The organism is Microbacterium sp. 22296 (genome assembly GCF_052045385.1).
GTDB lineage: Bacteria > Actinomycetota > Actinomycetes > Actinomycetales > Microbacteriaceae > Microbacterium.
In genome coordinates this window covers 17,939-41,084 of record NZ_JBQEOS010000007.1, presented here as the reverse complement: position 1 = coordinate 41,084, position 23,146 = coordinate 17,939, and the positions used below count along the sequence as shown (strand labels likewise).

Genomic DNA, 23,146 nt, shown 5'->3' with positions numbered 1-23,146 from the left:
GACACCCCGGTGACGACAGGAGCCGCTGGGGGAGAGATACCCCCTGGGGAGGAGCCGGAAAAGTTACGCTGGAGGGGTGACATCCCTCCACGACACGTCCGTCCGCGGCTTCGCGTCCGACAACTATTCCGGAATCCACCCCGACGTCCTCGCCGCGATAGCCGCGGCGAACGAGGGCCACCAGGTCGCGTACGGCGAAGACGTCTACACCGCGCGCCTGCAGGAGCTCTTCACGGGCCTGCTCGGCGACGGTGTCGAGACCTACCCGGTGTTCAACGGCACGGGCGCCAACGTGGTCGGACTGCAGTCGATGCTCCCCCGCTGGGGCGCCGTGATCACGGCATCCACCGCCCACATCAACGTCGACGAGGGCGGCGCCCCCGAGCGCGTGGGCGGCATCAAGCTGCTGACCGTCCCCACCGACGACGGCAAGCTCACCCCCGAGCTCGTCGACCGCGAAGCCTGGGGCTGGGGCGATGAGCACCGCGCGCAGCCGCTGGTCGTGTCGATCACGCAGTCGACCGAGCTCGGCACCCTCTACACGGTCGACGAGATCCGCGAGCTCGCCGCGCACGCGCACGGCCACGGCATGCGCCTGCACATGGACGGCGCCCGCATCTCCAACGCCGCCGCCGCGCTCGACGTGCCGCTGCGGGCCTTCACCCGCGATGCCGGCGTCGATGTGCTGAGCTTCGGCGGAACGAAGAACGGCGCGATGATCGGCGAGGCCATCGTCGTGCTCGATCCCGAGGCGTCCACCGGTCTGACCTACCTGCGCAAGCTCGACATGCAGCTCTCGAGCAAGATGAGATTCGTCTCGGCGCAGTTGGTCGCTCTTCTCGAGGACGACCTGTGGCTGCGCAATGCGCGGCACTCCAACGCCATGGCGCAGCGACTGCGCGCCGGCGTCGAAGCGGGGCTCGCCGACGGGTCGATCCGGGGCGTGGAGTTCACCCAGCCGACGCAGGCGAACGGTGTTTTCGCGACCCTGCCGGCCGGTGTCGCCGACCGTCTCCGCCGGAGCTTCCGCTTCTACGATTGGGACGAGCTGCGTCGAGAGGTGCGCTGGATGTGCTCGTTCGACACCACCGAGGACGACATCGACGCCTTCGTCGCGGCGATCGCGCGCGAAACCACCGCCTGACGCCGGCCCGTTCTGACGGCCGGTCGCTCGTCGCGGCGGTCGCCCGCGGGGCTCTGGCCCGAGAGCACCGGGGCCGGCGGCATTCGTTCCGGGATGCCGCCGACCACCGCCTCACGCGCCCGCGAGCCAATCCCGATAGGCGTCGAAGGTGCTGTCGCGGCCCAGGAACGCCCGCACGAGGTCGCGCGCATCGCGCGTGCCGCCGGGTTCGAGGATCTCGCGACGGTAGTGCGTCGCCGTCGCGGAGTCGAAGAGGTCGGCACCGAAGGCCGAGAGGAGGTCTCGCGCGATCACGAGGCTCCACTGGTAGGTGTAGTAGCAGGCGCCGTAACCGGTGAGGTGGCCGAATCCGGCGTACGAGTGGGAGCCGTCCAGAGGTGCGACGGGGCTCGCCGCCCGGTAGTAGCCGTCGACGGCGGCCTGCAGGTCGGCGGGACGATCGACGTGCAGGCGGTACGACGTCGTCGCGTGACCGAGCTGACGGGTCACCTCGAGGCCGCGGCCGAAGGCGTCGGCGGTGCGCATGCGCGCGACGAGGTCGGCCGGGATGGGCTGCCCCTCGTCGTTGACGGCGAAGGACGCCAGCGCCTCGGCATCCCACGCCCATTCCTCGAGCAATTGGCTCGGAGCCTCGACGAAGTCCCACTCGGTGGCGACGCCCGTCCACCGCCCCCACTTCTGGTGCCCGCCCAGGATGTCGTGCACCAGGTGCCCGAACTCGTGGAAGAAGGTCACGACTTCGTCGTGCTCGAGCAGGCCGCGCGAGAAGTTGCACAGCAGCACCGACTCGGGAAGCGTCCGCTCGGCGATGCCCGGAACGAGGCCGAAGCACGCCGCGTGGTTGTACTTGCCCTCGCGGGGGTGCAGATCGAGGTGGATACGGCCCAGACGCTCCCCCGCCCGGACGACGTCGAAGGTGCGCACGTCGTCGTGCCACGACGGCGCGTCGACGGGGATGTACTGCACATCGAGCAGGCGTCCGGTGGTGGTGAGGACTCCGTCGAGCACGCGGTCGAAGCGGAAGTACGAGCGAACGACCTGCGCGTCGACGTCGTACTCCTCGCGTTTGAGCGCCCCCAGCAGATACCAGAAGTCGGCGATCGTGACCGCGTCGACCTCGGGGGCGTCACGACGGAGGCGTTCGAGGACCCGTTCGTACTCCGCCGCGGCGGCGGGGGCGGCGGCCTCGGCCACGCGCTCGAGGAACGTCGCCACCGCAGCGCCGGAACCGATCATTCGCGTCTCGGTCTCGAAGTCGGCCCAGTCGCCGTACCCCAGCAGCGTCGCACGCTCGGCCCGGACCGCGAGCAGCTCGGTGAGAACGGGCTCGTTCTCGGGCCACGCGAGGTCGTTGTACGCGCCGACGAGGGCATGGCGCACCGACCGATCGTGGGCGTACTCGCGGACGGGCATGAGATCGGTGTACTCGGTGGTGAGGGTGACCATGCCCTCGTCATCAGCGGGGTGCTCGTCGAGGAAGTCGGCCGGAAGCCCGCTCAGCGACGAGGCGGCGACGCGGATCTCACGGCGCCCCTCGCGGATGTTGCGGGAGAACATCAGCGACAGCTCGGTGTCGCGCTCGGTGAGCTCTCGTACGCGGTCGCGGTCCGCGTCGGAGAGGTCGACCCCGCCGCGGCGGAAGTCGCGGAGCAGGTGCTCCAGCAGGCGCCGCTCGTCGGGCTCGAGGCCCGAGGCGTCGGCGTCCGCGAAGACGGCCCACAGGTCGCGGTCGAGCAGACGGCGGGACTGTACCGCGTCGACGGCCTGCGCCTGCTTCTCCGCGGCGTCTCGCACAGCGGCGTCCGGGTGAGACTCGCTGATCAGGTGCGCGGGGGCAGCCGCCTCGGCGAGCGCGATGTCGGCGTCGTTCCACAACTCGAGGCGCTCTCGAAGCGTCAGGTCGGTCTCGGCGATGAGCCGCGCATCGATCGCGGCGACCCGGTCGAGCCGTTCACGCGGACGCTCGTCGGCGAAGGCACGCCATCCGTCGAGGTCGCTCGGGAGGGTGAGGGGTGCGAGGGGGGTTTCCGGCATCCTCCGACCCTAGGCAGGGCCACCGACACCGGCAATGACCCTCCGCTTCAGCGCAGGGCCCCCACCGAGGCGAGGGCGAGGCGGATGAGCGTTCCGCGGCCGCCCTCCATCTCGTCGGAGAGGGCGTCGGATGCCGCTTCCTGCGGCGACAGCCACGTGACCTCGAGTGCGTCCTGTCGGGGCTCGCAGGTGCCCGTGACCGGCACCACGTAGACGAGGGAGACGGCGTGCTGACGATCGTCGTGGAACGCGGTCATCCCCGGCAGCGGGAAGTACTCGGCGACGGTGAGCGGCGTCGGAGACGGCGGCAGGAGCGGGAACGCCATGGGTCCGAGATCGTTCTCGAGGTGGCGGAAGAGGGCGTCGCGCACGGTCTCGCCGTAGCGCACGCGGCCCGAGACCAGGGTGCGGGTCATCTCGCCGAGCGGCGTCGCGCGCAGCAGGATGCCGACCTGCGTCACCGCCCCCATGCCGTCGGTGCGCACGGGCAGCGCCTCGACGTAGATCATCGGCAGGCGGCGTCGCGCCTCGGCCAGTTCGACCTCGCTGAGCCAGCCCGGATTGGGGTTGGGGGTCGCGGACGCACCCGAGAAGGGGGCGCCGAGCGGTTCGCGCTCGTCGCCGTTGTCACCGGGTTCGGGGTCGGGGGTTCGCACGGGCATACCCCCTGTATATCAACCGCCGGCGCCGGATGCCGCGTGTCCCGCGCGGACGCGCCCCGCCCGGAGAGGAGATCGGGGCGGGGGAGAATCATCTCGGCGCGGCGCATCCTCCCCTCCCGGGATCCCCTCCCGCCGCGGTCGCGCGGCGCCGGTCGCCCCGCCCCCGCCCGCGATGTCGGAGGGGTTTGCCACAATGGCCGCATGAGCGCGCACCCCTCCCTCGATCCGGCCGTCGTGCGATGGTCGGCGCCCGTCGACGAGCGCGGCGACCGGCCCGTGCTGGTGCTCCTGCACGGCTACGGCTCCGACGAGCACGACCTGTTCGGCCTCGTGCCGTATCTCCCCGACGCGTTCGTCGTGGCGAGCGTCCGTGCTCCGCTGGCACCGCCCTGGCCCATGCCCGGGGCCTCGTGGTATCCGATCGAGGGGCTCGACGGCCGTGATCCCGCGGCCGTGACCCTCGCGGCGCGCGCGGTGCTCGCGTGGATCCAGGAGGCCGTGGGCGACGCGCCCGTGGGTCTGCTCGGGTTCTCGCAGGGCGGCGCGGTGGCGCTGCAGACGCTGCGCGTGGCACCCGACGCGGTGTCGTTCGCGGTCGTCCTCGCGGGGTATGCCGCGGGTGGCGAATCGCCCGGCGACGCCGTCCTGGCCGAGCGGCGCCCCCCGGTCTTCTGGGGGCGCGGTGCCGCAGACGACGTCATCCCCCCGGCCCAGGTCGATCTGACGGCGCAGTGGCTCCCGCTGCACAGCGAGCTGAGCGGGCGGGTGTACCCCGGGCTGACCCACTCGATCTCGCAGGACGAGCTCGACGACGTCCGGGCCTTCCTCGACGCTCGACTGTCGGCGAGCGAGGCCCCGACCGCGGGCTGAGCGCGGCATCCCGCGACCGGGCGAGCGGAGCCGCGGCGGACGAGCGTTCGCCTCTGCGGGCGTGCGCGAGCAGGCGGCGACGTCGCTGGCCGCCGTCGCCCCTCCGCCGTCGCTGCTGCCCCGCGGTCGCTGCAGTCGACGTCGGAACGGCCGTACCCCCTGCCGTGCCGAACATCACTGCTGCCCCGTCGACGGGCTCCCTCCGGCTGTCCGTCGGGGCAGCCGGAGGGAGCCGTTCCGCGGCCGGCGAACGTCAACCCCGACCCGATGTCGGAGGTCCGGGAGAGGATGTCGGCATGGCCGACGTGTTGGAGAGATTCGGTCCTGCGACCCAGGACTGGTTCCGTGGCGCCTTCGCCGCTCCCACGAACGCGCAGAAGGGCGCGTGGGAGTCCGTGTCGTCGGGACGCAATGCCCTCGTGGTCGCGCCCACCGGCTCGGGCAAGACGCTCTCCGCGTTCCTCTTCGCGATCGACCGCATCTTCCGCGAGAAGGGGCCCGAGGTTCCGGATGCCGAGCCCGCACGTCGCGGGAGGCGCGCCGCGCCGAAGGCCCCCAAGGCGCCGCCGACCACCACGCGCGTGCTGTACATCTCGCCGCTGAAGGCGCTCGGTGTCGACGTCGAGCGCAACCTCCGCTCCCCCCTGGTCGGCATCGGCCAATCGGCTCGACGCCTGGGCATCGAGGTCCCGGGGGTGACGGTGGGCGTGCGCTCCGGCGACACGAGTTCGAGCGACCGGCGCAAGCTCGTCACCGCCCCACCCGACATCCTCATCACGACGCCCGAATCGCTCTACCTCATGCTGACCAGCCAGGCCGCAGAGACCCTGCGCGGCGTGCACACCGTCATCATCGACGAGGTGCACGCGGTCGCCGCGACCAAGCGCGGCGCCCACCTGGCGGTGAGTCTCGAGCGGCTCGACGCGCTGCTCGACGGGCCCGCGCAGCGTATCGGGCTCTCGGCGACCGTGCGGCCCATCGACGAGGTGGCGCGCTTCCTCGGCGGCGCGCAGCCCGTCGACATCGTCGCCCCCACAGCGACGAAGGCGTTCGACCTGTCCGTGGTCGTGCCGATCGAGGACATGCTCAACCCGCCGCCGCCGCCGGGCTCGCCCGCCCCCGACGAAGCGGGCGACGGCGAATGGTTCGCGGAGCGCCCCGAGAGCACCGAGATGGCGGGTTCGGTGTGGCCGCACGTCGAAGAGGCGATCGTCGACCGCATCCTGCGACACCGTTCCACGATCGTCTTCTCCAACTCCCGCCGTCTCGCCGAGCGTCTGACCGGGCGTCTGAACGAGATCTACGCCGAACGACAGGGCATCGACGTCCCCGAGCCGACGGTGCCCGCGGCGACGATGGCGCAGGCGGGCGCCTCGGCCGGCGTCCCCGCGATCCTCGCCAAGGCTCACCACGGGTCGGTGTCGAAAGAGCAGCGCGCACAGGTCGAAGACGAGCTCAAATCGGGGGTCCTGCGCTGCGTCGTGGCGACGAGCAGCCTCGAACTCGGCATCGACATGGGCGCGGTCGACCTCGTCATCCAGGTCGAGGCACCGCCGAGCGCGGCATCCGGACTCCAGCGCGTCGGACGCGCCGGCCACCAGGTCGGAGAGGTCAGCCGCGCCGCCCTCTTCCCCAAGCATCGCAGCGACGTCCTGCACACCGCCGTCGTCACCGAGCGCATGCTCGCGGGGCGTATCGAGGCCATCTCGGTGCCGCAGAACCCGCTCGACATCCTCGCGCAGCAGACGGTGGCGGCATCCGCCCTGGGCGCCATCGATGTCGAGGAATGGTTCGAGACGGTCAAGCGCAGTGCGCCGTTCCGCGCGCTGCCCCGCTCGGCATACGAAGCCACCCTCGACCTGCTCGCCGGGCGGTACCCGTCCGACGAGTTCGCCGAGTTGCGACCCCGCCTGGTGTGGGACCGCGACGCGGGAACGCTCACGGGCCGCCCGGGCGCTCAACGCGTCGCCGTCACCAGCGGCGGCACCATTCCCGACCGCGGCCTCTTCGGGGTGTTCGTGGCGGGCGAGTCGCAGAACGCCCGTGTGGGCGAGCTCGACGAAGAGATGGTCTACGAATCGCGCATCAACGACGTGTTCACCCTCGGCACCACGAGCTGGCGCATCGTCGAGATCACCCACGACCGCGTCAACGTGCTACCCGCCTTCGGCCAGCCCGGCAAGCTGCCCTTCTGGCACGGCGACGGCATCGGTCGGCCCGCCGAGCTGGGTGAGGCACTGGGGAAGTTCTCGCGCGACATCGCCGGCGCCGAACGGGCGAAGGCCGAGGAGCGTCTGCGGGAGTCCGGTCTCGACGACTACGCCATCACCAACCTTCTGTCGTACCTCGCCGAGCAGCGCGAGGCCACCGGGAGCCTGCCGACCGACCGCAGTCTCACGGTCGAGCGCAGCCGCGACGAGGTCGGCGACTGGCGCATCATCCTGCACTCGCCCTACGGCATGCAGGTGCACGCGCCGTGGGCGCTCGCGGTCAACGCGCGCATCCGGGAGCGGCTCGGCGTCGAGGGGGCCGCCGTCGCCAGCGACGACGGCATCATCGCCCGGGTTCCGGATGCCGCGGCCGAGCCGCCCGGCGCCGACCTCTTCGTGTTCGAACCCGACGAGCTCGAGCAGATCGTCACCGACGAGGTCGGGGGCTCGGCGCTGTTCGCCTCGCGGTTCCGCGAGTGCGCCGCGCGGGCTCTGCTCCTGCCGCGGCTGAACCCCAACCGTCGCTCGCCCCTCTGGCAGCAGCGTCAGCGATCCGCGCAACTGCTCGAGGTCGCCAAGCGCCACCCCGCGTTCCCGATCATCCTCGAGACGCTCCGGGAGGTGCTGCAAGACGTCTACGACCTGCCCGCTCTGCTGCGCGTGACGCGTCAGATCGGCGAGCGCCGCATCCGCCTCGTCGAGATCACGACGTCGCAGCCCTCGCCGTACGCACGCGACCTGCTCTTCGGCTACGTCGGCGCGTTCATGTACGAAGGCGACTCCCCCCTCGCCGAGCGCCGGGCCGCGGCCCTCTCGGTCGATCCCGCGCTGCTGAGCGAACTGCTCGGCAAGGTCGAGATGCGGGAGCTCCTCGATCCCGAGGTCATCGCCCAGTTCGAGCGCGAAGCCCAGCGTCTCGACCCCGATCGTCGTGCCCGGGGCATGGAGGGCGTGGCCGATCTCCTGCGCATCCTCGGCCCGCTGGACGCCACCGAGGTCGCCGCGCGCCTCGACGCCGAGTCCGACGCCCTCGGCGAGGCGGAGCGGCACCTGGCGACGCTCATCGACGACCGTCGCGCCATCCGCGTCACCTTCGGCGGCGTGCCGCGGGTCGCCGGCATCGAAGACGCCGGGCGTCTTCGCGACGCCCTCGGCGCGGCTCTCCCGGTCGGCATCCCGAACGCCTTCCTCGAACCCCTCGCAGATCCCCTCGGCGATCTCGTCGCGCGGTACGCCCGCACCCATGCCCCCTTCACGACCGACGCGGTGGCCGCGCGTCTCGGCGTCGGCATCGCCGTCGCCCGCCTCACACTGCAGCGCCTCGAGTCGCAGGGGCGGCTGTCGAGCGGCTTCTTCCTGCCGGAGGCGTCGGGGGGCGCTCGCGGCGACGACACCGAGTGGTGCGACGTCGAAGTGCTCAGGCGCCTGCGCATGCGCTCGCTCGCCGCGATCCGCGGCAGCGTCGAGCCGGTGTCCCCGGCGGCCTACGCGCGATTCCTCCCGGTGTGGCAGCACCTCGGGCGCCCGCTCGAGGGTGTCGATGGGGTGCTCGCGGTGGTCGAGCAGCTCGCGGGCGTGCCCATCCCGGCGAGCGCCTGGGAGTCGCTCATCCTGCCGTCGCGTGTCTCCGACTACTCGCCCTCCCTCCTCGACGAGCTGACCGCGACCGGCGAGGTCGTCTGGTCGGGTCACGGCACGCTGCCCGGCCGTGACGGGTGGATCGCGCTGCACCCGGCGGAAGCTGCGCCGTTCACCCTGCAAGATCCCTCCGACGCCGACGACCCCGCTCCGGACTCCCTGGAGGCGCGGTTGCTCACCGCCCTGGCCGGGGGAGGTGCCTACTTCGCCTCGCAGTTGAAGCAGCTGGCAGGCGCCGACAACGAGCAGTCGGTCAACGACGCTCTGTGGGCGCTGACCTGGGCGGGGCGGGTCACGAACGACACGTTCGCTCCGGTGCGCACGCTTCTCAGCGGCGGAGGACAATCGCATCGCGTCGCCCGCCGCGCCCCCCGCGCCCGCATGTACCGGGGCGCGACGATGCCGCGTGCGACGTCGGCGCCCCGCCCACCCACCCTGGGCGGCCGGTGGTCGCTGCTGCCCGAACGCGAACCGGATGCCGCGGCCCGGGCGACCGCGACGGCCAGCCTGCTGCTCGACCGCTACGGCGTCGTCACCCGCGGCGCCGTGCAGTCCGAGGGCGTACCGGGCGGCTTCGCGCAGGTGTACCGCATCCTCGCCGGTTTCGAAGAGGCGGGGCACTGCCGCCGCGGCTACGTCATCGAGAAGCTCGGTGCGGCGCAGTTCGCGGCCTCCGCCACCGTCGATCGCCTCCGCGAGTTCGCTGCCGTGGCCGATCCGCCTCCCCTGCGAACGGTCACCCTCGCCGCGACCGACCCCGCGAACCCCTACGGCGCCGCTCTCGGCTGGCCGGCCATCGAAGGCGTCACCCACCGTCCGGGCCGCAAGGCCGGCGGGCTGGTCGTTCTGGTCGACGGCGAGCTGACGCTGTACCTGGAACGCGGGGGCCGCAGCGCCCTCGCCTTCACCGACGCCGAAGCCCCCTTGCTCGCCGCCGCACGCCACCTCGCCGAGACGGCGAAGAAGAGGCGCCTCGAGACCCTCACCGTCGAGCAGGTCAATGGAGAGTTCGTCTACGGCACCGCGGTCGGCCGCGCGCTCCGCGAGGCCGGGTTCGTCGAATCGCCCAAGGGTCTGACCTTGCGCAAACTCACCGCCGGCGACACCCTGCGGGAGGCCGCTCGTGCGTGAGATGTCGATCCCCGCGCACCTCGCCGCGCGCGGGCGCGCGCGTCCTCCCCGACGACGGATGCCGCGGCCGTCGGCCACGCCCATCCCGCGCGACTCGCGGTCGCACCCGGTGCGCGCGGTCGCGCCCGCCGCGCACCGGGATGTCGGCCATGCCTGAGGGCGACACCGTCTACCGCGCGGCCGCGAAGCTCACCGCGGCGCTGGCGGGCAAGGTCGTCACCCGCTTCGACATCCGCGTCCCCGGCAGCGCGACGGCCGACCTGCGCGGCGAGACGGTGCACGAGGTCGCGGCGCGCGGCAAGCACCTGCTGCACCGTATCGGCGGGTACACCCTCCACTCCCACCTCAAGATGGAGGGGCGGTGGGACGTGTATCGTCCGGGCGAGCGATGGCGGCGCCAAGCGTTCAAGGCCCGAGCGATCGTGGGCGTCGCAGGTTTCGACGCCGTCGGCTTCGACCTGGCCATGGTGGAGGTGCTGCGTACGGGAGACGAGCACACGGTGATCGGCCACCTGGGCCCCGATCTGCTCGCCGACGATTGGGATGAAGCCGAGGCCGTCCGGCGCCTGGCCGCCGACGAACGGCCCGCGCACGTGGCGCTGCTCGACCAACGCAACGTCGCGGGCTTCGGCAATGTCTACGCGAACGAACTGCTGTTCGTGCGCGGGATCGCGCCCACGACACCCGCGACCGAGATCGACGCACAAGCGACGATCGCCCTCGGCGAGCGCATGATCCGCGCCAACCTCCCGCGGCCGGAACGCACCTTCACCGGCGACACCCGCCCCGGGCGGCGTTTCTGGGTCTACGGCCGCGACGGTGCTCCATGCCGCCGCTGCGGCACGCCGATCCGGGCGACGAGCCTGGGGGCGTCGGCGACGAGCGAGCGCAACGTCTACTGGTGCCCCACCTGCCAGCCCGGTTGAGCGCCCCGGCGCCCGCGTGGGATGGACCCGTCGGCGAGGAGCCGGAGTGACGGCATCCCTCCACTCGACGACCCACCCCGACCGCTCCCGCCGGACCGGATGCCTCCGCGTCGACGCGCGACTCCTCCCGGCCCGCGTGTCAACCCGCCCGCGGCAGCTCGGCCGACATGCGAGAACAAGGGGGACGACACCACAGCGGCAGGTCTCTCGACATCGAGAAAACCGATACCGGTAGGGGCGACGAAGAACCATTCGAGGGAATGAAGGGTACTTCCGACCAGTTGTCATACATGTCGGCAGACCCGATGACCGACCGGAGGGGATCGTGGGAAAGAACTACATCGACATCGAGAACGACCTTGGCGAGACGCTGCGTTATCGCAAGCACGTCAACGGTCGCGGCCTCGTCGCGCACGGCGCGAAGGTCCACCCGTCAGCGCTGGTCGAGAACGGCGCCTACGTCGAACCCGGCGTGCAGATCGCCGCGGGTGTTCGAGTCGGCCGTGGCGCCTGGATCGAATCCGACGCCGTGATCGGACCGGAGGCGCACATCGAACCGCACGCGCACATCTGCGCCGGCGCGGTCATCGGCGCGGGCGCCCACATCGGCGTCCGGACGCAGGTCGGCCACAACGCGCGCATCGCGGTCGGTTCGCTGATCGGCGATGACGAGATCATCAACGACGGCGAAGCGGTCGCCACCGACCAGCGGGGGCTGCGCTTGGCAGCCTGACGCCATCGGACACACGAAATCACGACCCGCACGACTCCTCGGAGCGTGCGGGTTCTTTCGTGCCCGGGCGGTCAGGCGAGGATCGTCAGCACCAGCCCGATGAGCGGAAGCGTCCCCTGGATGCTCGCGGGGCGCAGGTATCGGCGCCCCGAGGTGACCAGGACGAGGGCGGCGGCCACCATGGAGCCGAGCGAGAAGATCAGCAGCGTGCGTCCGGCGACATCGCCGGTACCGTGCACGATCCACAGCACGATGCCGACCGCGGCGCCGATCGCGAGGAAGAGGTTGTAGAACCCCTGGTTGTAGGCCATGGGGCGGGTGGCGTCGGCCGTCTGCTGGTCGGCTATGCCGAACACCCGCCAGGTCGCGGGCTTGGTCCACCGGACGCTCTCGAGCACGAAGATGTAGACGTGCAGCAGGGCCGCGAGCCCCGCGAAGACGAGCGCGAGGGTGCCGATCATGCGTCAACGCTACCCCCGCGGCTAGCCTGGGACCATGGCGAACGGCGGTGGGGCTCGGGGGCGCGCCGAGCGACCCGGTCGCACCGGGGGCGCAAAGCCGCCCTCGCCCGCCCGCGCCCGCGCGAAGACGCCGAAGCGCGAGAGACCGGAGCATCCTCCTCGCGAGGAACCACGGGACTTCGTGCTCGGCGCGGTCCCGGGCGCGACCCCCGGCAAGTGGATCGGCCTGTGGCGCGAGCGGATGCCGCACGTGACGCTCATCCTGCGCGAGATCGGGGTCGCCGACCAGCGCAGGCTGCTCGACGGCGTCGACGCCGCTCTCGTGCGGCTGCCCGTCGACGCCCCCGACGAGCTCCATCTCATCCCGCTCTACGACGAGCAGCCGGTGGTGGTGATGTCGGCCGACGCCGATCTCACCGCGGGCGATGAGATCACGCTCGCCGACCTCGCCGGGGAGGTCGTGATCGTCCCCGCCGACGACGTGCTGGGCCTGCACGTCCCGGATGCCGTCTCCCCGACGTTCGCGGCGCCGGCAGACACCGCGGAGGCGATCGCGACGGTGGCCGCCGGGGTCGGCGTGGTCATCGTGCCGATGTCCCTGGCGCGGGCGCACCGGCGCCGCGACGTCGAGTACCGGGTGCTCCGCGACGGGCCGGAGTCCCGCGTCGCCCTCGCCTGGTTGCGCGATCGCACCACGCCCGACGTCGAGGCCTTCGTCGGGATCGTGCGCGGACGCACCGCCCGCTCGTCTCGCTGACACGTCGACGACGCCATGGAACGGCCCGAACGTTTCGCCGCGTTTCCAGCCCCACCCCGCGCGGGGTCCACGCCGCATAAAATCTCCTGGTGACCGCCTCCCTGCTCTACGTCTGCGCCCGACCGCAGCGTGCTGCGGCCGTGGCCGAGTGGGCGTCCTTCCGCGACGGGCTGGGCGTCGGCGACGCCGACCTCGTGCACCACGACCTCGTGCGCGAGCCCCTGCCCGCCGACCTCGATCGCTTCGCCGCCGTCGTGGTGGGCGGGAGCCCCTTCAACGTCACCGATCCCGACAAGACCGACGAGCAGCGCCGCCTCGAACGCGACCTCGAGCGTCTCGCGGCCGCGGCCATGGAGGGGCGGACCAACGTCCTGTTCACGTGCTTCGGCATCGGTGTCGTGACCCGCCTGTTGGGCGGAACGGTGACGCTGCAGCATCCCGAGGACACCGGCCCCGCCGACATCGTGCTGACCGAGGCGGGACGCGGCGACGAGCTGTTCGGCATCCTGAGCCCCCGTTTCGAGGCGCTCACCGCGCACAAAGAGGGCACCGACAGCGTGCCACCCGGTGCGACCCTCCTCGCCGTGAACGACGCGTGCCCGGTGCAGGCCTACCGCGCCGGCGCGGGGCTGTGGGCCACGCAATTCCACCCCGAGCCGACCACCGACGCTTTCGTCGCCCGCATGCGGGTCTACCGCGATGCGGGCTATTTCGACGCCGACGCCTTCGACGAGGTCTCGGCGCACGTGCGCACGGCGTCGGTCGAGCAGCCGACCCGTCTGCTGCGCTCGTTCGCGGCTCGCGCCGTCGCCGCCTGATCCGGCGACGAGCGACGGGATCCGCGCTCGCGGCGAAGCTCGCGGGGGGGCGGGATGCATGCACCGATCGCGGGAACAATCGTCGAGGTCGGAATGTCAAGCCCACCGCTCATATTTACCTAGCTTTTCTAGTGTTCTCGATATGAACGCTTCACGCAGCTGGCGGGGCTCCGACCTCGCGCGCCAGATCGTCGTCCTCTCCGCGCTGTCGTTCATGCTCATCGCGGCCGTCATCGGCGCGGGGGCGTTCGGCAACTCCGCCGTCGAGGATCAGCAGGGCGGCGCCCTCGACACCGACGGCTCCTATCTCGCACCCGCCGGCCCCGCCTTCTCGATCTGGTCGGTGATCTACCTCGGCCTCATCGCGTACGCCATCTGGCAGGCGCTCCCCGGTCAGCGGACGAACCCGCGTCAGCGCGCGCTCGGGTGGCTCATCGCGCTCACGATGACGCTCAACGGCCTCTGGCTCGTCGCCGCCCGCTTCGGCACGCTGTTCCTCACCGTCGTCGTGATCGTCCTGCTCCTCGCCGCGCTCGGCTGGACCTTCCGAGTCGCCGTCGCCACCCGCGAGCCGCGGGGCGGCGTCGTCGACTCCGTCCTCATCGACGGCGTCACCGGCCTTCACCTCGGTTGGGTCACTCTCGCCACGGTGGCCAACACCGCGGCCTACCTCACCACCGTCGTTCCGGCCGACTGGGAGAACGCGGCGAGTGCCATCGGCATCGCCGTGCTCATCGTGGTCGCGCTCATCGGTCTCGCGATCGCGTGGCGCAGCTCGTGGCGCGTCACCCCGGCGCTCGCCCTCGCATGGGGCCTCAGCTGGCTCGCCGTCGAACGCTTCGGCGGTGAACCGCAGAGCACCCCGATCGGCGTGACGGCGATCATCGTCGCCGTCGTCGTGCTCGTGCCCCCGGTGGCCGTGAGCGTACTGCGCCTCCTCCGCCCGAGCGTCGACTGAGCGGGAACGCACGGGCCGACGGGGCGCCACGGCGCACCGCGCGTCACCCGCCGGACGTCGACGGATCGGGAGCGCACGGGCCGTTCGCGTAACCCCTCGGCATCCGCCGCACAAGAGCATCGGATGCCACAGCGATCGGTGGTCTCATCGGGGCGTGGACTCGTTGCCCTTCGCCCTTCTCGTCGTGATCTTCGTCGCCGCCGCGGCGGTGGTATGGGTCGCCGGTATCCAGCTGTCGAAAGCGACCGACGTCCTGGACGCGCGTCTGCATCTGGGCAGCGCTCTGGGCGGGCTCATCGTGCTCGCCGTGGCGACCAACCTTCCCGAGATCGCCATCACCGTGTCGGCGGCGATGGCGGGGAACCTCGAAGTCGCCGTGGGCAACATCCTCGGCGGCATCGCCCTGCAGACGGTCGTCCTGGTGATCCTCGACGCGTTCGGCAGACGCGGGCGCGGCGTGAAGCCGCTCACCTACCGCGCGGCCTCGCTCACCCTGGTGCTGGAGGGGCTGTCCGTGGTGGCGGTGCTGGCGGTGGTGATCGCCGGCAGCCAGTTGCCCGACGGCCTCGAGGTGCTGCGGCTGACCCCCGACGTGGTCCTGATCGCCGCTCTGTGGATCATCGGGCTGGTGCTGGTGCAGCGCGCTGGTGAGCACCTGCCGTGGCACGAGGACGGCCGCGCCCCCGATGCGAGTCCGAAGCCCTCCCCCGCGAAGACGAAGATGAGCACGAAGAAGGCCGCCGTGGTCTTCTCGATCTCGGCGCTCGCGACCCTCGTCGCCGGCGTCGTCCTGGAGCGCGCCGGCGACGCGGCCTCTTCGCAGATCGGACTGTCGGGAGTGCTGTTCGGCGCGACGGTGCTCGCGCTCGCCACCTCCTTGCCCGAGATCTCGACGGGTCTGCAGGCCATCCGGCAGGGCGACGACAACCTGGCCATCAGCGACATCTTCGGCGGCAACGCCTTCTTGCCCGTGCTGTTCCTGCTGGCCACGGTGATCTCGGGATCGGCGGTGCTCCCGCGCGCCAACGGCGCCGACATCTACCTGACCGCGCTGGCGGCGCTGCTGACGCTCGTCTACGTCGTCGGCCTGATCTTCCGTCCGCAGCGGCGGATCATCGGGATGGGCGTCGACTCGTTCGTCGTCCTCGTGCTCTACGCCGTGGGCATCGGCGGGCTGTTCGCGATCTCCGCGTGAGCGAGCCACGGCTTCACGCTCCGGATCACGCCGTGAGCTCGACGACCACCGCCTGCTGCGGGTTCTGCACCGGGGGACGGATGCCGGCGACGGCCAACTGCCGGCCGGTGAGCACGGCGTCGTCCTGAGCCCACGGCAGCGGGGACTGCGCGGGCTCCTGCACGAGTCCGCCCGGGGTGACCAACCGCACGCGGTAGAGGCGGTCGGGCTCGAGGCCCGGAAGGCGCACGCGCCCCGCGGGCGAGGCGATGAGCGTCTGGGTCTGCGCGATCGTGAAGAACGCGTGGTCGCGCTCGGCCGAGACGACCCCGCGCACGTCGAGACCGGGGTCGGTCGTGTCGACGTTGACCAGACGTCCGGTCGCCACGAGCGGCCGCACCCGCCGCGCCAGGTCCACCCACTCCGCCACGAGCGCGCGGTCGTCGGCGGAGAGCGTCGTGAGGTCCCACTCGATCCCGAAGTGCCCGAAGAGGGCGACCGCGCCACTGAATGCGAGCGACACCGTGCGCTGCGTGGAGTGCACGTGCGGAGTGGTCAGGTGCATGCCCATCATCTCGGGCGGCACCACCAGGGCCGTGTGACGCTGCGTCTCGAGCCGCTCGACCGGGTCGAGGCAGTCGCTCGTCCAGATCCGATCGGTGCGATCCAGGATGCCGAGATCCACCCGCGCGCCTCCCGAGGCGCAGGATTCGATCTCGAGGCCCGGGAACGCGGCCTTGAGCTCGTCGATGAGGCGGTAGACGGCGAGCGTGTGGGCGTGCACGGCCGAGCCTCCGCCCGGCCCGGTCGCGGCATCCACGAGATCGCGGTTGTGATCCCACTTCACGTAGGCGATCGGGTAGGCCCGCAGCACCGCGGTCATGCGTTCGAGCAGATAGGCGTAGGCGCCGGGGTGGGCGAGGTTCAGCACCTGCTGCTGGCGGGCCGAGGGCGGCAGCTCGTCGCGGCCGCGGAGGATCCACTCGGGGTGCGCGCGGGCGATGTCGCTGTCGGGGTTGACCATCTCGGGCTCGAACCACAGCCCGAACTCCATGCCGCGCTCGATGACGTGATCGGCGAGCGGGCTCAGGCCGTCGGGCCACACGTCCTCGTCGACGAACCAGTCGCCCAGCCCCGCGGTGTCGTCGCGGCGGTGCCGGAACCAGCCGTCGTCGAGCACGTAGCGCTCCACGCCGATCTCGGCGGCGACGTCGGCGAGCTCGAGGAGCTTGGGCAGGCGGTGGTCGAAGTACACGGCCTCCCAGGTGTTCAGGGTGATCGGACGCGGGCGGGTCGGATGCTGCGGGCGCGCACGCCAGGCGTCGTGGAAGCGCAGCGCGAGCTGATCGAGCCCGTCGCCCCACGAGCCGTAGACGATCGGCGACGACAGTTCATCGCCGGGGGCGACGACGACCTCTCCCCACGCGAGCAGTTCGCCGCCCGCGAGCAGCGCCTCGCCCAGCGGCAGCCGCTCGGCGAACACGCGCTGGTTGCCGCTCCAACCGACGTGGATGCCGTGCACGAGGCCGCTCTCGAACCCGAACCCCGGCCGCCCGGCGGTCAGCAGCAGCGTGGCATCCGCCCCCGGTCGACCCCGGCGGCTCTCGCGGAGGTGGGTGCCGAAGGTGAAGGCGTGGCGCTGCGCCGAGCGCTCGCGCAGGTGGCGCCCGGTCGTGTCGAGGATCTCGGTGGCGTCCCACGGCAGCGGGAACGTCGGCTGCAGCGCCTGCACGACGAGGTCGTCGGCGCCGTCGTTGGTCACCGTGAGCCGCTGCGTGAAGAGGCCAGCGGCATCCACCCGCAGCTCGGCGCGCAGACGCAGAGCGCGCTGCTCGTCGACGAGGTGCAGCGTCAGGGCATCCACGGCGACATCGACGGATGCTGTCGAGAACACCGTTCCCTGCACGACACCGCCGCGTCCCCCCTCGAACCCGGGCGCCCCGGGCCATCCCGCCGCGGCGGTCGGCACGATCGTGAGGCGGGGTGTCTGGTCGATGCCCCCCGAGACGCGCTGCGGCCGCGCGGCGACGACCATCGACGACAGCTCGCGGGCCCCGAGCTCGCCGAGGTCGGGGCCCCAGTGGATGATCGCGGGCGCCGGGTGCGCGGTGAGGTCGACGACGACGCTCGTGCCACCGCCTCGCAGGTGGACGGCGGTCTCAGGGGCGGAGACGGGGTCGGTCATGGCATTATTTTTATCACGGAAGTTATTCGACGGGTCAACCGATGGGGGAGGAAACGATGCTCACCGACAGCGAAGCCGCCGTCGCGCGTGAGGTGCTGATCCATGGACCGCTCTCGCGCAGCGCCCTCGCGACGCGCCTGCACCTCTCGCCGGCCAGCCTGACGCGTCTCACGCGCCCGCTGCTCGACGCGGGCCTGCTCGTCGAACTCGACGACGACGCCGCCGGATCGGTCGGCCGCCCGTCGCGTCCCCTCGACCTCTCCCCCGCCGCAGGAACCTTCGTGGGGGTCAAGCTCACCGGCGAGCGCCTGTATCTGATCACCACCGACATGCGCGCCCGGGTGATCGCGTCGCACGAGAGCGCCCTCGCCGACACCTCCCCCGACGCGGTCGCCGCAGCGATCGCGCACCTCGTGAATGCCGTGGACCACGTTCGTGGCGTCGGCGTCGCCATCGGCGGGCACGTGCACGACGGCCTCGCCGCCGACGCCCCGTTCCTCGGATGGCGGGACGTGCCGTTCGCCGACATGCTCGCCCAACGGCTCGGCGTCCCGGTCGCGCTCGAGAACGACGTGGTCGCCCTCACCGATGCCGAGCGCTGGTTCGGCCTTGGACGGGGCATCCCCGGGTTCGCCGTCGTCACGATCGGCGCCGGCGTCGGCCTGGGGCTCGTCATCGATGGGCGCACCGTCCGCTCCCCCGACGCGTCTCGCGGCACCGTCGGCCACCTCCCGCTCCGGGCCGACGGGCCCTCGTGCGCGGAGGGTCATCGCGGGTGCGCCGACGCCCTGCTGACGACCGGTGCACTGAGCACCCGGGTGTCGAGGCATCTCGGACGCGCGGTCAGCGCCGACGACGTCTTCTCGCTGGCCCGCGACGGCGAACCCGTGGCGCGGGCCGCGATCGACGATGCCGGCGAGGCCCTCGGCATCCTGTGCGGGCTGGCGGCGAACCTGTCGCTGCAGGCCGACATCGTGCTGGCGGGTGAGGCGACCGCCGTCTGCGACCTCGCGCGCGAGCATGTCGACGCGGCCCTGGAGCGCACCCGCCCTCACGGCTCGACCCCGGTGCGGGTGCATGTCGACGGCTCGGGGTTCTCCGCCTGGGCGCGGGGAGCGGCAGCGGTGGCGATCCAGGCCGAACTGGGACGCGTCCCGCTGACACGCTGACGGCCCCGCCCCCCTTGCGGGAACGGGGCCGTCAGCGCGACGTCACAGCGCCGGGCCCACGATCGCGCTGGCCCCCGCGGGGACGCTCAGCATCGTGCCGTCCAGCACCACGCCGTTCGCGGTGGCGAGCAGCACGCGCGCTCCCGGAACGACGGATGCCGTGGCCTCTGCCTCCGAGAGGTTCACCACGACCACGAGGTCGCGGCGGTGCAGCTCGTAGACGCGTCCGCCGGTGGCTTCGCGCGCGGCGGCCGAGAGACCGTCGCGCGATGGATCGGTGAGCTCGGGGCGTTCCCGGCGGAGCTTCGCGAGCTCGCGGTACAGGCCGAGGAGCTGGGCGTGGTCGCCCTCGCCGACCTCGTCCCAGTCGAGCTTCGAGTTCTCGAACGTCGCGGGGTCCTGCGGGTCGGGCACGGAGTCCTCGTCCCACCCCATCTTCTCGAACTCGGCGATGCGCCCCTCGGCGGTGGCCTTGCCGAGCTCGGGCTCGGGGTGCGAGGTGAAGAACTGCCACGGCGTGGTGGCGCCCCACTCCTCGCCCATGAACAGCATGGGCGTACCGGGAGCGGTCAGGGTGAGCACAGCGGCCGCGGCCAAGCGATCGTAGCCGAGCGACTGCGACAGGCGGTCGCCGGCGGCGCGGTTGCCGATCTGGTCGTGGTCCTGAGCGAACGTCACGAGACGCCAGTTCGGCACGGCATCCGGGATGGGCTTGCCGTGCTTCTCCTCGCGGAACGAGGAGTAGGTGCCGTCGTGGAAGAACCCGCCCTCGTTGACCTTGCGGAAGGCCTCGAGGTCGGCGAAGTCCTCGTAGTAACCGGTCGTCTCGCCGGTGAGGGCGACGTGCGCGGTGTGGTGCCAATCGTCCGACCACTGGGCGGTGAGGCCGTAGCCGCCGGCCTCGCGCGGCAGGATCAGCTTCGGGTCGTTCATGTCGCTCTCGGCGATGGTCGTGAGCGGGAGGCCGCGGTGCGCCGACAGGGCGTCGGTGCGCTCGGCGATCTCCTGGAGCACGTGGACGTCGCGGTGGTCGAGCAGCGCGTGCACGGCATCCAGGCGCAGGCCGTCGACGTGGTAGTCGCTCATCCACATCAGGGCGTTCTCGACGATGTAGGCGCGCACGGCGTCCTCGTCGAGGTTGACCGAGTCGCCCCACGTGTTTCGGCTGCCCTCGCGCAGGTACTCCCCGAACTCTGGCAGGTAGTTGCCCGAGGGGCCGAGGTGGTTGTACACGACGTCCTGGATGACGGCGAGCCCCGCCGCGTGCGCGGCGTCGACGAAGCGCTGGTAGGCCTCCGGACCGCCGTAGGCCTCGTGCACGGTGTACCAGAGCACGCCGTCGTAGCCCCAGTTCCACGTGCCGTTGAAGCCGTTGACCGGGAGCAGCTCGACGTGGGTCACGCCGAGGTCGACGAGGTGGTCGAGGCGCCCGATCGCGGCATCCAGGGTCCCCTCGGGGGTGAAGGTGCCCAGGTGCAGCTCGTAGATCAGGCCCCCGGCGAGCTGCTTGCCCGTCCATGCCGCGTCGTTCCACGAGTACACCGACGGGTCGAACCACGCCGAGGCCTCGTGGACGCCGCCGGGTTGACGCCGCGAGCGGGGGTCGGGGCGCAGGTCGTCGCCGTCGCCGAGCACGAAGCCGTAGCGCTCGCCGTCGGCGAGGTCGACCGGTGCCGTCCACCATCCGTCCGACGCCGAGGTCATCTCGATGTCTTCGACGACGCTGTCGCCGCTGTCGTCCAGCCGGCGCAGCCGCACCCGCCGTGCCTTGGGTGCCCAAACGTCGATGCTCATGTGGGTTCGTCCTTACGCGTGAGGTGCCAAGATTTGTCGCTCCAGGAGCGCGTGAGGCGACAAATTCTGGCGACTCACGCGCTCGGGGGGGGTCAGAAGATCAGGAGGGCGACCGGGAGGAACGCCAGCAGATCGGCCAGGGGGGTCGGGCCACCGGCGAACGAGCGGCCCGTCAGCACGTCGACGACGGGCGTGCCGGGCAGCAGCACGACGGTGTCGCGCCAGCCTCCCGCCGCCTTCAGCCCGTGCGGCAGACGCGTGGCGACCGTGAACACGCCGCCGCGGTCGAACGCGACGACATGGTCGGATGCCACTCCCGCGGCCTCCAGCGGACGGTAGATGTCGAGCGGGTGCTCGCGGCGCAGGCGCAGCGCGCGCGAGGTCACGAGCAGCTTCGCCGCCCCCGTGGCATCCACCGCCGGAGGACGAGCCCCCGGGGCGTCGATCTCGGCGAGCATCCGACGGCGCTCGGCGAAGTCGACCGCACGACGGTTGTCGGGGTCGACGAGCGACTGCTCCCACAGCTCCGAGCCCTGGTAGACGTCGGGGACGCCGGGGCCCATGATCTGCAGCAGCTTCGCCGACAGGCCGTTCGACCACCCGGCGGGCGAGATCTCGTCGACGAAGGCGCGGACGCGCTCGGCAGCAGGGCCGGTGGCCGCGTCGACGACCGCGTGCATGCGCTCCTCGAAGGCCTCGTCCTGCTCCCACCAGCCGGTGACCTCGCTCGCCTCGCGTGCCGCCTTCTCGGCGTACGCGTGCAGGCGCTCGCGGTAGACCTTCAGCCCCTCGGGGGTGGATGCCGAGGCGGGCCACGCCCCCACGATCGCCTGCCACAGCAGAGCGTCGAAGGGTCCGTGGCCGGTCGAGGCGATCCCGCGGAACTCCTCGAGGCGTGCCGCCCACGTCTCCGGGATCTCGGCGAGCACCGCGATGCGGGCGCGCGTGTCCTCGCCGCGCTTGGTGTCGTGGGTCGACAGCGTGGTCATGGCGGTGGGCCACGACGCGTGCCGCAGGGCCTGCGCGGTGTGGAAACCCGCGACGTCGAGGGAGAACTCCCCCGGGTCGCCGCCCACCTCGGTGAGCGAACCCAGCCGCGTGTAGCGGTAGAACGCCGTGTCTTCGACGCCCTTGGCCATGACGGGCCCGGTCGTCTGCTGGAACCGCCACGCGACCTCGAGGCTCGTGTCGGCGAGCACCGGCACGAGCTTCTCGATGACGTCGCCGAGCTCGGGCCGCCGCACCTCGGCCTCGCCGACGGCGGCGTCCAGGTGCGCGCGGCCGGCCGGCAGGTAGGAACGATAGACGGGGAAGCACGCGAGGACTTCGGCGAGCGCGTCCTGCAGCACCTCGGCCTCGAACTCCTCGCGCAGAGGGGCGGGGAGCCCGCGCACGATCCGGCGGATCTCCGACACCTGGATCGAGTCGGCGATCTTGCGCTTGGTGTCGTGGATGAGGTCGTGCCAGCCGGTCAGCGGCGCGAGGTCGCTGTCGGCGCGGAGGCGCGCATCGAGCGCGTCGAGGGCGGCCTCTCCGGCGGGGTCGGTGAGCACGCGGTCGATCTCGGCGAGCGCGTCGTATCCGGTCGTTCCGGCGGTCTTCCACCACGAGGGCAGCGCCTCGCCGTGCTCGAGGATCTTCTCGCCCAGCACGTAGCCGACCTCGCCCTCGCCCGCTTCCTCGAGCGCGACCGCGAGCCGGTCGAGGTACCCGCCCGGATCCACCAGGCCGTCCGGGTGGTCCACGCGCAGGCCGTCGGCGAGGCCCTCGCGCACCCAGCGCAGGATCTCGGCATGGGTGGCGTCGAACACCTCGGGCAGCTCGACGCGCACGCCCGCGAGGGTCGTGACGGCGAAGAAGCGACGGTAGTTCAGGTCGGCAGCTTCGTCCTGCCAGAACCGCAGTTCGAAGTTCTGCGCGTCCAACAGCGCGCGGATGTCATCGCCCGCGGAACCCGTCCCCGGCGCGACCGGGAACGCGTGATCGAAGTACCGGATCAGCCCGTCGGGGGCGTCCACGGCCGGCTTCGGGTCGTAGGAGATGTCGTCGATGGCGGCGTCGAGATGATCCCCGAGCACCGGCACGCGCACCTTGCCGCCGCCGAACTCCCAGTCGATGTCGAACGCCGTCGCGTGCGCCGAGGTGCGGCCCTGACGCAGCACGTCCCACCACCACGCATTCGTCCGCGGCTCCGAGACACCCATGTGGTTGGGCACGATGTCGACGAGGATGCCGAGTCCTGTGGCCCGCGCCGCGGCCGCGAAGCGGTCGAGGCCCTCGGAACCGCCCCGTGCGGGGTCGACCCGCGTGACGTCGACGACGTCGTAGCCGTGGTCCGAGCCCGGAGTGGCCTCGAGGATCGGCGAGAGGTACGCCCACGAGACCCCGAGGTCACGGAGGTAATCCGTGACCTCGGCGGCGTCGTCGAGGGTGAACGATTCGCGGATCTGCAGGCGGTAGGTCGAGAGCGGATGCCGCATGT

16 protein-coding genes are annotated in these 23,146 nt (G+C 71.9%); 10 read left to right on the top strand and 6 right to left on the bottom strand.

The window, feature by feature from the left end:
* The first annotated feature begins 76 nt into the window (after positions 1-76).
* Positions 77-1,144 (top strand): threonine aldolase family protein, encoded by a 1,068-nt coding sequence (locus tag ACTJJP_RS13350; protein ID WP_440775485.1) that lies wholly within the window; start codon positions 77-79, stop codon positions 1,142-1,144.
* A 111-nt stretch (positions 1,145-1,255) separates the two neighbouring features.
* Here the strand turns inward: ACTJJP_RS13350 and ACTJJP_RS13345 are convergent, their stop codons facing one another.
* A complete protein-coding gene (locus ACTJJP_RS13345; RefSeq protein ID WP_440775484.1) occupies positions 1,256-3,178 on the bottom strand; it encodes a M3 family metallopeptidase in 1,923 nt (640 codons plus the stop codon).
* Between the two features lie 47 nt (positions 3,179-3,225).
* On the bottom strand, positions 3,226-3,840 hold the full coding sequence (locus ACTJJP_RS13340; protein WP_440775483.1) for a DUF4916 domain-containing protein: 615 nt from the start codon (positions 3,838-3,840) through the stop codon (positions 3,226-3,228).
* 201 nt (positions 3,841-4,041) lie between these two features.
* On the opposite strand from ACTJJP_RS13340, the gene ACTJJP_RS13335 reads away from it, so the two are divergent.
* The 4 genes from ACTJJP_RS13335 to ACTJJP_RS13320 all read left to right on the top strand — a co-directional run bounded on the left by ACTJJP_RS13335 (position 4,042) and on the right by ACTJJP_RS13320 (position 11,348).
* Positions 4,042-4,710, top strand: coding sequence for an alpha/beta hydrolase (locus tag ACTJJP_RS13335; RefSeq protein WP_440775482.1), 669 nt, complete (start codon positions 4,042-4,044; stop codon positions 4,708-4,710).
* Between the two features lie 296 nt (positions 4,711-5,006).
* Positions 5,007-9,689 (top strand): ATP-dependent helicase, encoded by a 4,683-nt coding sequence (locus ACTJJP_RS13330; protein ID WP_440775481.1) that lies wholly within the window; start codon positions 5,007-5,009, stop codon positions 9,687-9,689.
* Between the two features lie 149 nt (positions 9,690-9,838).
* A complete protein-coding gene (locus ACTJJP_RS13325; protein ID WP_440775480.1) occupies positions 9,839-10,615 on the top strand; it encodes a DNA-formamidopyrimidine glycosylase family protein in 777 nt (258 codons plus the stop codon).
* Positions 10,616-10,940: 325 nt separating this feature from the next.
* Positions 10,941-11,348 (top strand): transferase, encoded by a 408-nt coding sequence (locus tag ACTJJP_RS13320; RefSeq protein ID WP_440775479.1) that lies wholly within the window; start codon positions 10,941-10,943, stop codon positions 11,346-11,348.
* Positions 11,349-11,419: 71 nt separating this feature from the next.
* Here the strand turns inward: ACTJJP_RS13320 and ACTJJP_RS13315 are convergent, their stop codons facing one another.
* Positions 11,420-11,809 carry a DUF1304 domain-containing protein gene (locus ACTJJP_RS13315; RefSeq protein WP_440775478.1) on the bottom strand — a complete coding sequence of 130 codons (390 nt, stop codon included), beginning with the start codon at positions 11,807-11,809 and terminating at the stop codon, positions 11,420-11,422.
* 34 nt (positions 11,810-11,843) lie between these two features.
* Here ACTJJP_RS13315 and ACTJJP_RS13310 point away from each other — a divergent pair, with 34 nt between their 5' ends.
* The 4 genes from ACTJJP_RS13310 (at position 11,844) to ACTJJP_RS13295 (ending at position 15,537) form a co-directional block, all read left to right on the top strand.
* Positions 11,844-12,566 carry a LysR substrate-binding domain-containing protein gene (locus ACTJJP_RS13310; protein WP_440775477.1) on the top strand — a complete coding sequence of 241 codons (723 nt, stop codon included), beginning with the start codon at positions 11,844-11,846 and terminating at the stop codon, positions 12,564-12,566.
* Between the two features lie 89 nt (positions 12,567-12,655).
* Positions 12,656-13,384 carry a glutamine amidotransferase-related protein gene (locus ACTJJP_RS13305; protein ID WP_440775476.1) on the top strand — a complete coding sequence of 243 codons (729 nt, stop codon included), beginning with the start codon at positions 12,656-12,658 and terminating at the stop codon, positions 13,382-13,384.
* Positions 13,385-13,526: 142 nt separating this feature from the next.
* Positions 13,527-14,342: a tryptophan-rich sensory protein gene (locus ACTJJP_RS13300; RefSeq protein ID WP_440775475.1), complete on the top strand. Its 816-nt coding sequence runs from the start codon at positions 13,527-13,529 to the stop codon at positions 14,340-14,342.
* A 154-nt stretch (positions 14,343-14,496) separates the two neighbouring features.
* Positions 14,497-15,537: a sodium:calcium antiporter gene (locus ACTJJP_RS13295; RefSeq protein WP_440775474.1), complete on the top strand. Its 1,041-nt coding sequence runs from the start codon at positions 14,497-14,499 to the stop codon at positions 15,535-15,537.
* Positions 15,538-15,562: 25 nt separating this feature from the next.
* Here ACTJJP_RS13295 and ACTJJP_RS13290 read toward each other — a convergent pair whose 3' ends face one another.
* A complete protein-coding gene (locus ACTJJP_RS13290; protein WP_440775473.1) occupies positions 15,563-17,701 on the bottom strand; it encodes an alpha-galactosidase in 2,139 nt (712 codons plus the stop codon).
* A gap of 56 nt (positions 17,702-17,757) precedes the next feature.
* Between ACTJJP_RS13290 and ACTJJP_RS13285 the strand changes: the two genes are divergently transcribed.
* Complete coding sequence (locus ACTJJP_RS13285) at positions 17,758-18,870, top strand: ROK family protein (protein WP_440775472.1); 1,113 nt, start codon at positions 17,758-17,760, stop codon at positions 18,868-18,870.
* A gap of 42 nt (positions 18,871-18,912) precedes the next feature.
* Here ACTJJP_RS13285 and treZ read toward each other — a convergent pair whose 3' ends face one another.
* A complete protein-coding gene (gene treZ, locus ACTJJP_RS13280; RefSeq protein WP_440775471.1) occupies positions 18,913-20,664 on the bottom strand; it encodes a malto-oligosyltrehalose trehalohydrolase in 1,752 nt (583 codons plus the stop codon).
* Positions 20,665-20,756: 92 nt separating this feature from the next.
* Complete coding sequence (treY, locus tag ACTJJP_RS13275) at positions 20,757-23,144, bottom strand: malto-oligosyltrehalose synthase (protein ID WP_440775579.1); 2,388 nt, start codon at positions 23,142-23,144, stop codon at positions 20,757-20,759.
* Between the last annotated feature and the right edge of the window lie 2 nt (positions 23,145-23,146).

Coding starts and splice junctions, on each gene's coding strand:
- ACTJJP_RS13345 (WP_440775484.1), bottom strand. CDS start 3,178: ATGCCGGAAACCCCCCTCGCACCCCTCACCCTCCCGAGCGACCTCGAC.
- ACTJJP_RS13340 (WP_440775483.1), bottom strand. CDS start 3,840: ATGCCCGTGCGAACCCCCGACCCCGAACCCGGTGACAACGGCGACGAG.
- ACTJJP_RS13335 (WP_440775482.1), top strand. CDS start 4,042: ATGAGCGCGCACCCCTCCCTCGATCCGGCCGTCGTGCGATGGTCGGCG.
- ACTJJP_RS13330 (WP_440775481.1), top strand. CDS start 5,007: ATGGCCGACGTGTTGGAGAGATTCGGTCCTGCGACCCAGGACTGGTTC.
- ACTJJP_RS13325 (WP_440775480.1), top strand. CDS start 9,839: ATGCCTGAGGGCGACACCGTCTACCGCGCGGCCGCGAAGCTCACCGCG.
- ACTJJP_RS13315 (WP_440775478.1), bottom strand. CDS start 11,809: ATGATCGGCACCCTCGCGCTCGTCTTCGCGGGGCTCGCGGCCCTGCTG.
- ACTJJP_RS13310 (WP_440775477.1), top strand. CDS start 11,844: ATGGCGAACGGCGGTGGGGCTCGGGGGCGCGCCGAGCGACCCGGTCGC.
- ACTJJP_RS13300 (WP_440775475.1), top strand. CDS start 13,527: ATGAACGCTTCACGCAGCTGGCGGGGCTCCGACCTCGCGCGCCAGATC.
- ACTJJP_RS13290 (WP_440775473.1), bottom strand. CDS start 17,701: ATGACCGACCCCGTCTCCGCCCCTGAGACCGCCGTCCACCTGCGAGGC.
- ACTJJP_RS13285 (WP_440775472.1), top strand. CDS start 17,758: ATGCTCACCGACAGCGAAGCCGCCGTCGCGCGTGAGGTGCTGATCCAT.
- treZ (WP_440775471.1), bottom strand. CDS start 20,664: ATGAGCATCGACGTTTGGGCACCCAAGGCACGGCGGGTGCGGCTGCGC.
- treY (WP_440775579.1), bottom strand. CDS start 23,144: ATGCGGCATCCGCTCTCGACCTACCGCCTGCAGATCCGCGAATCGTTC.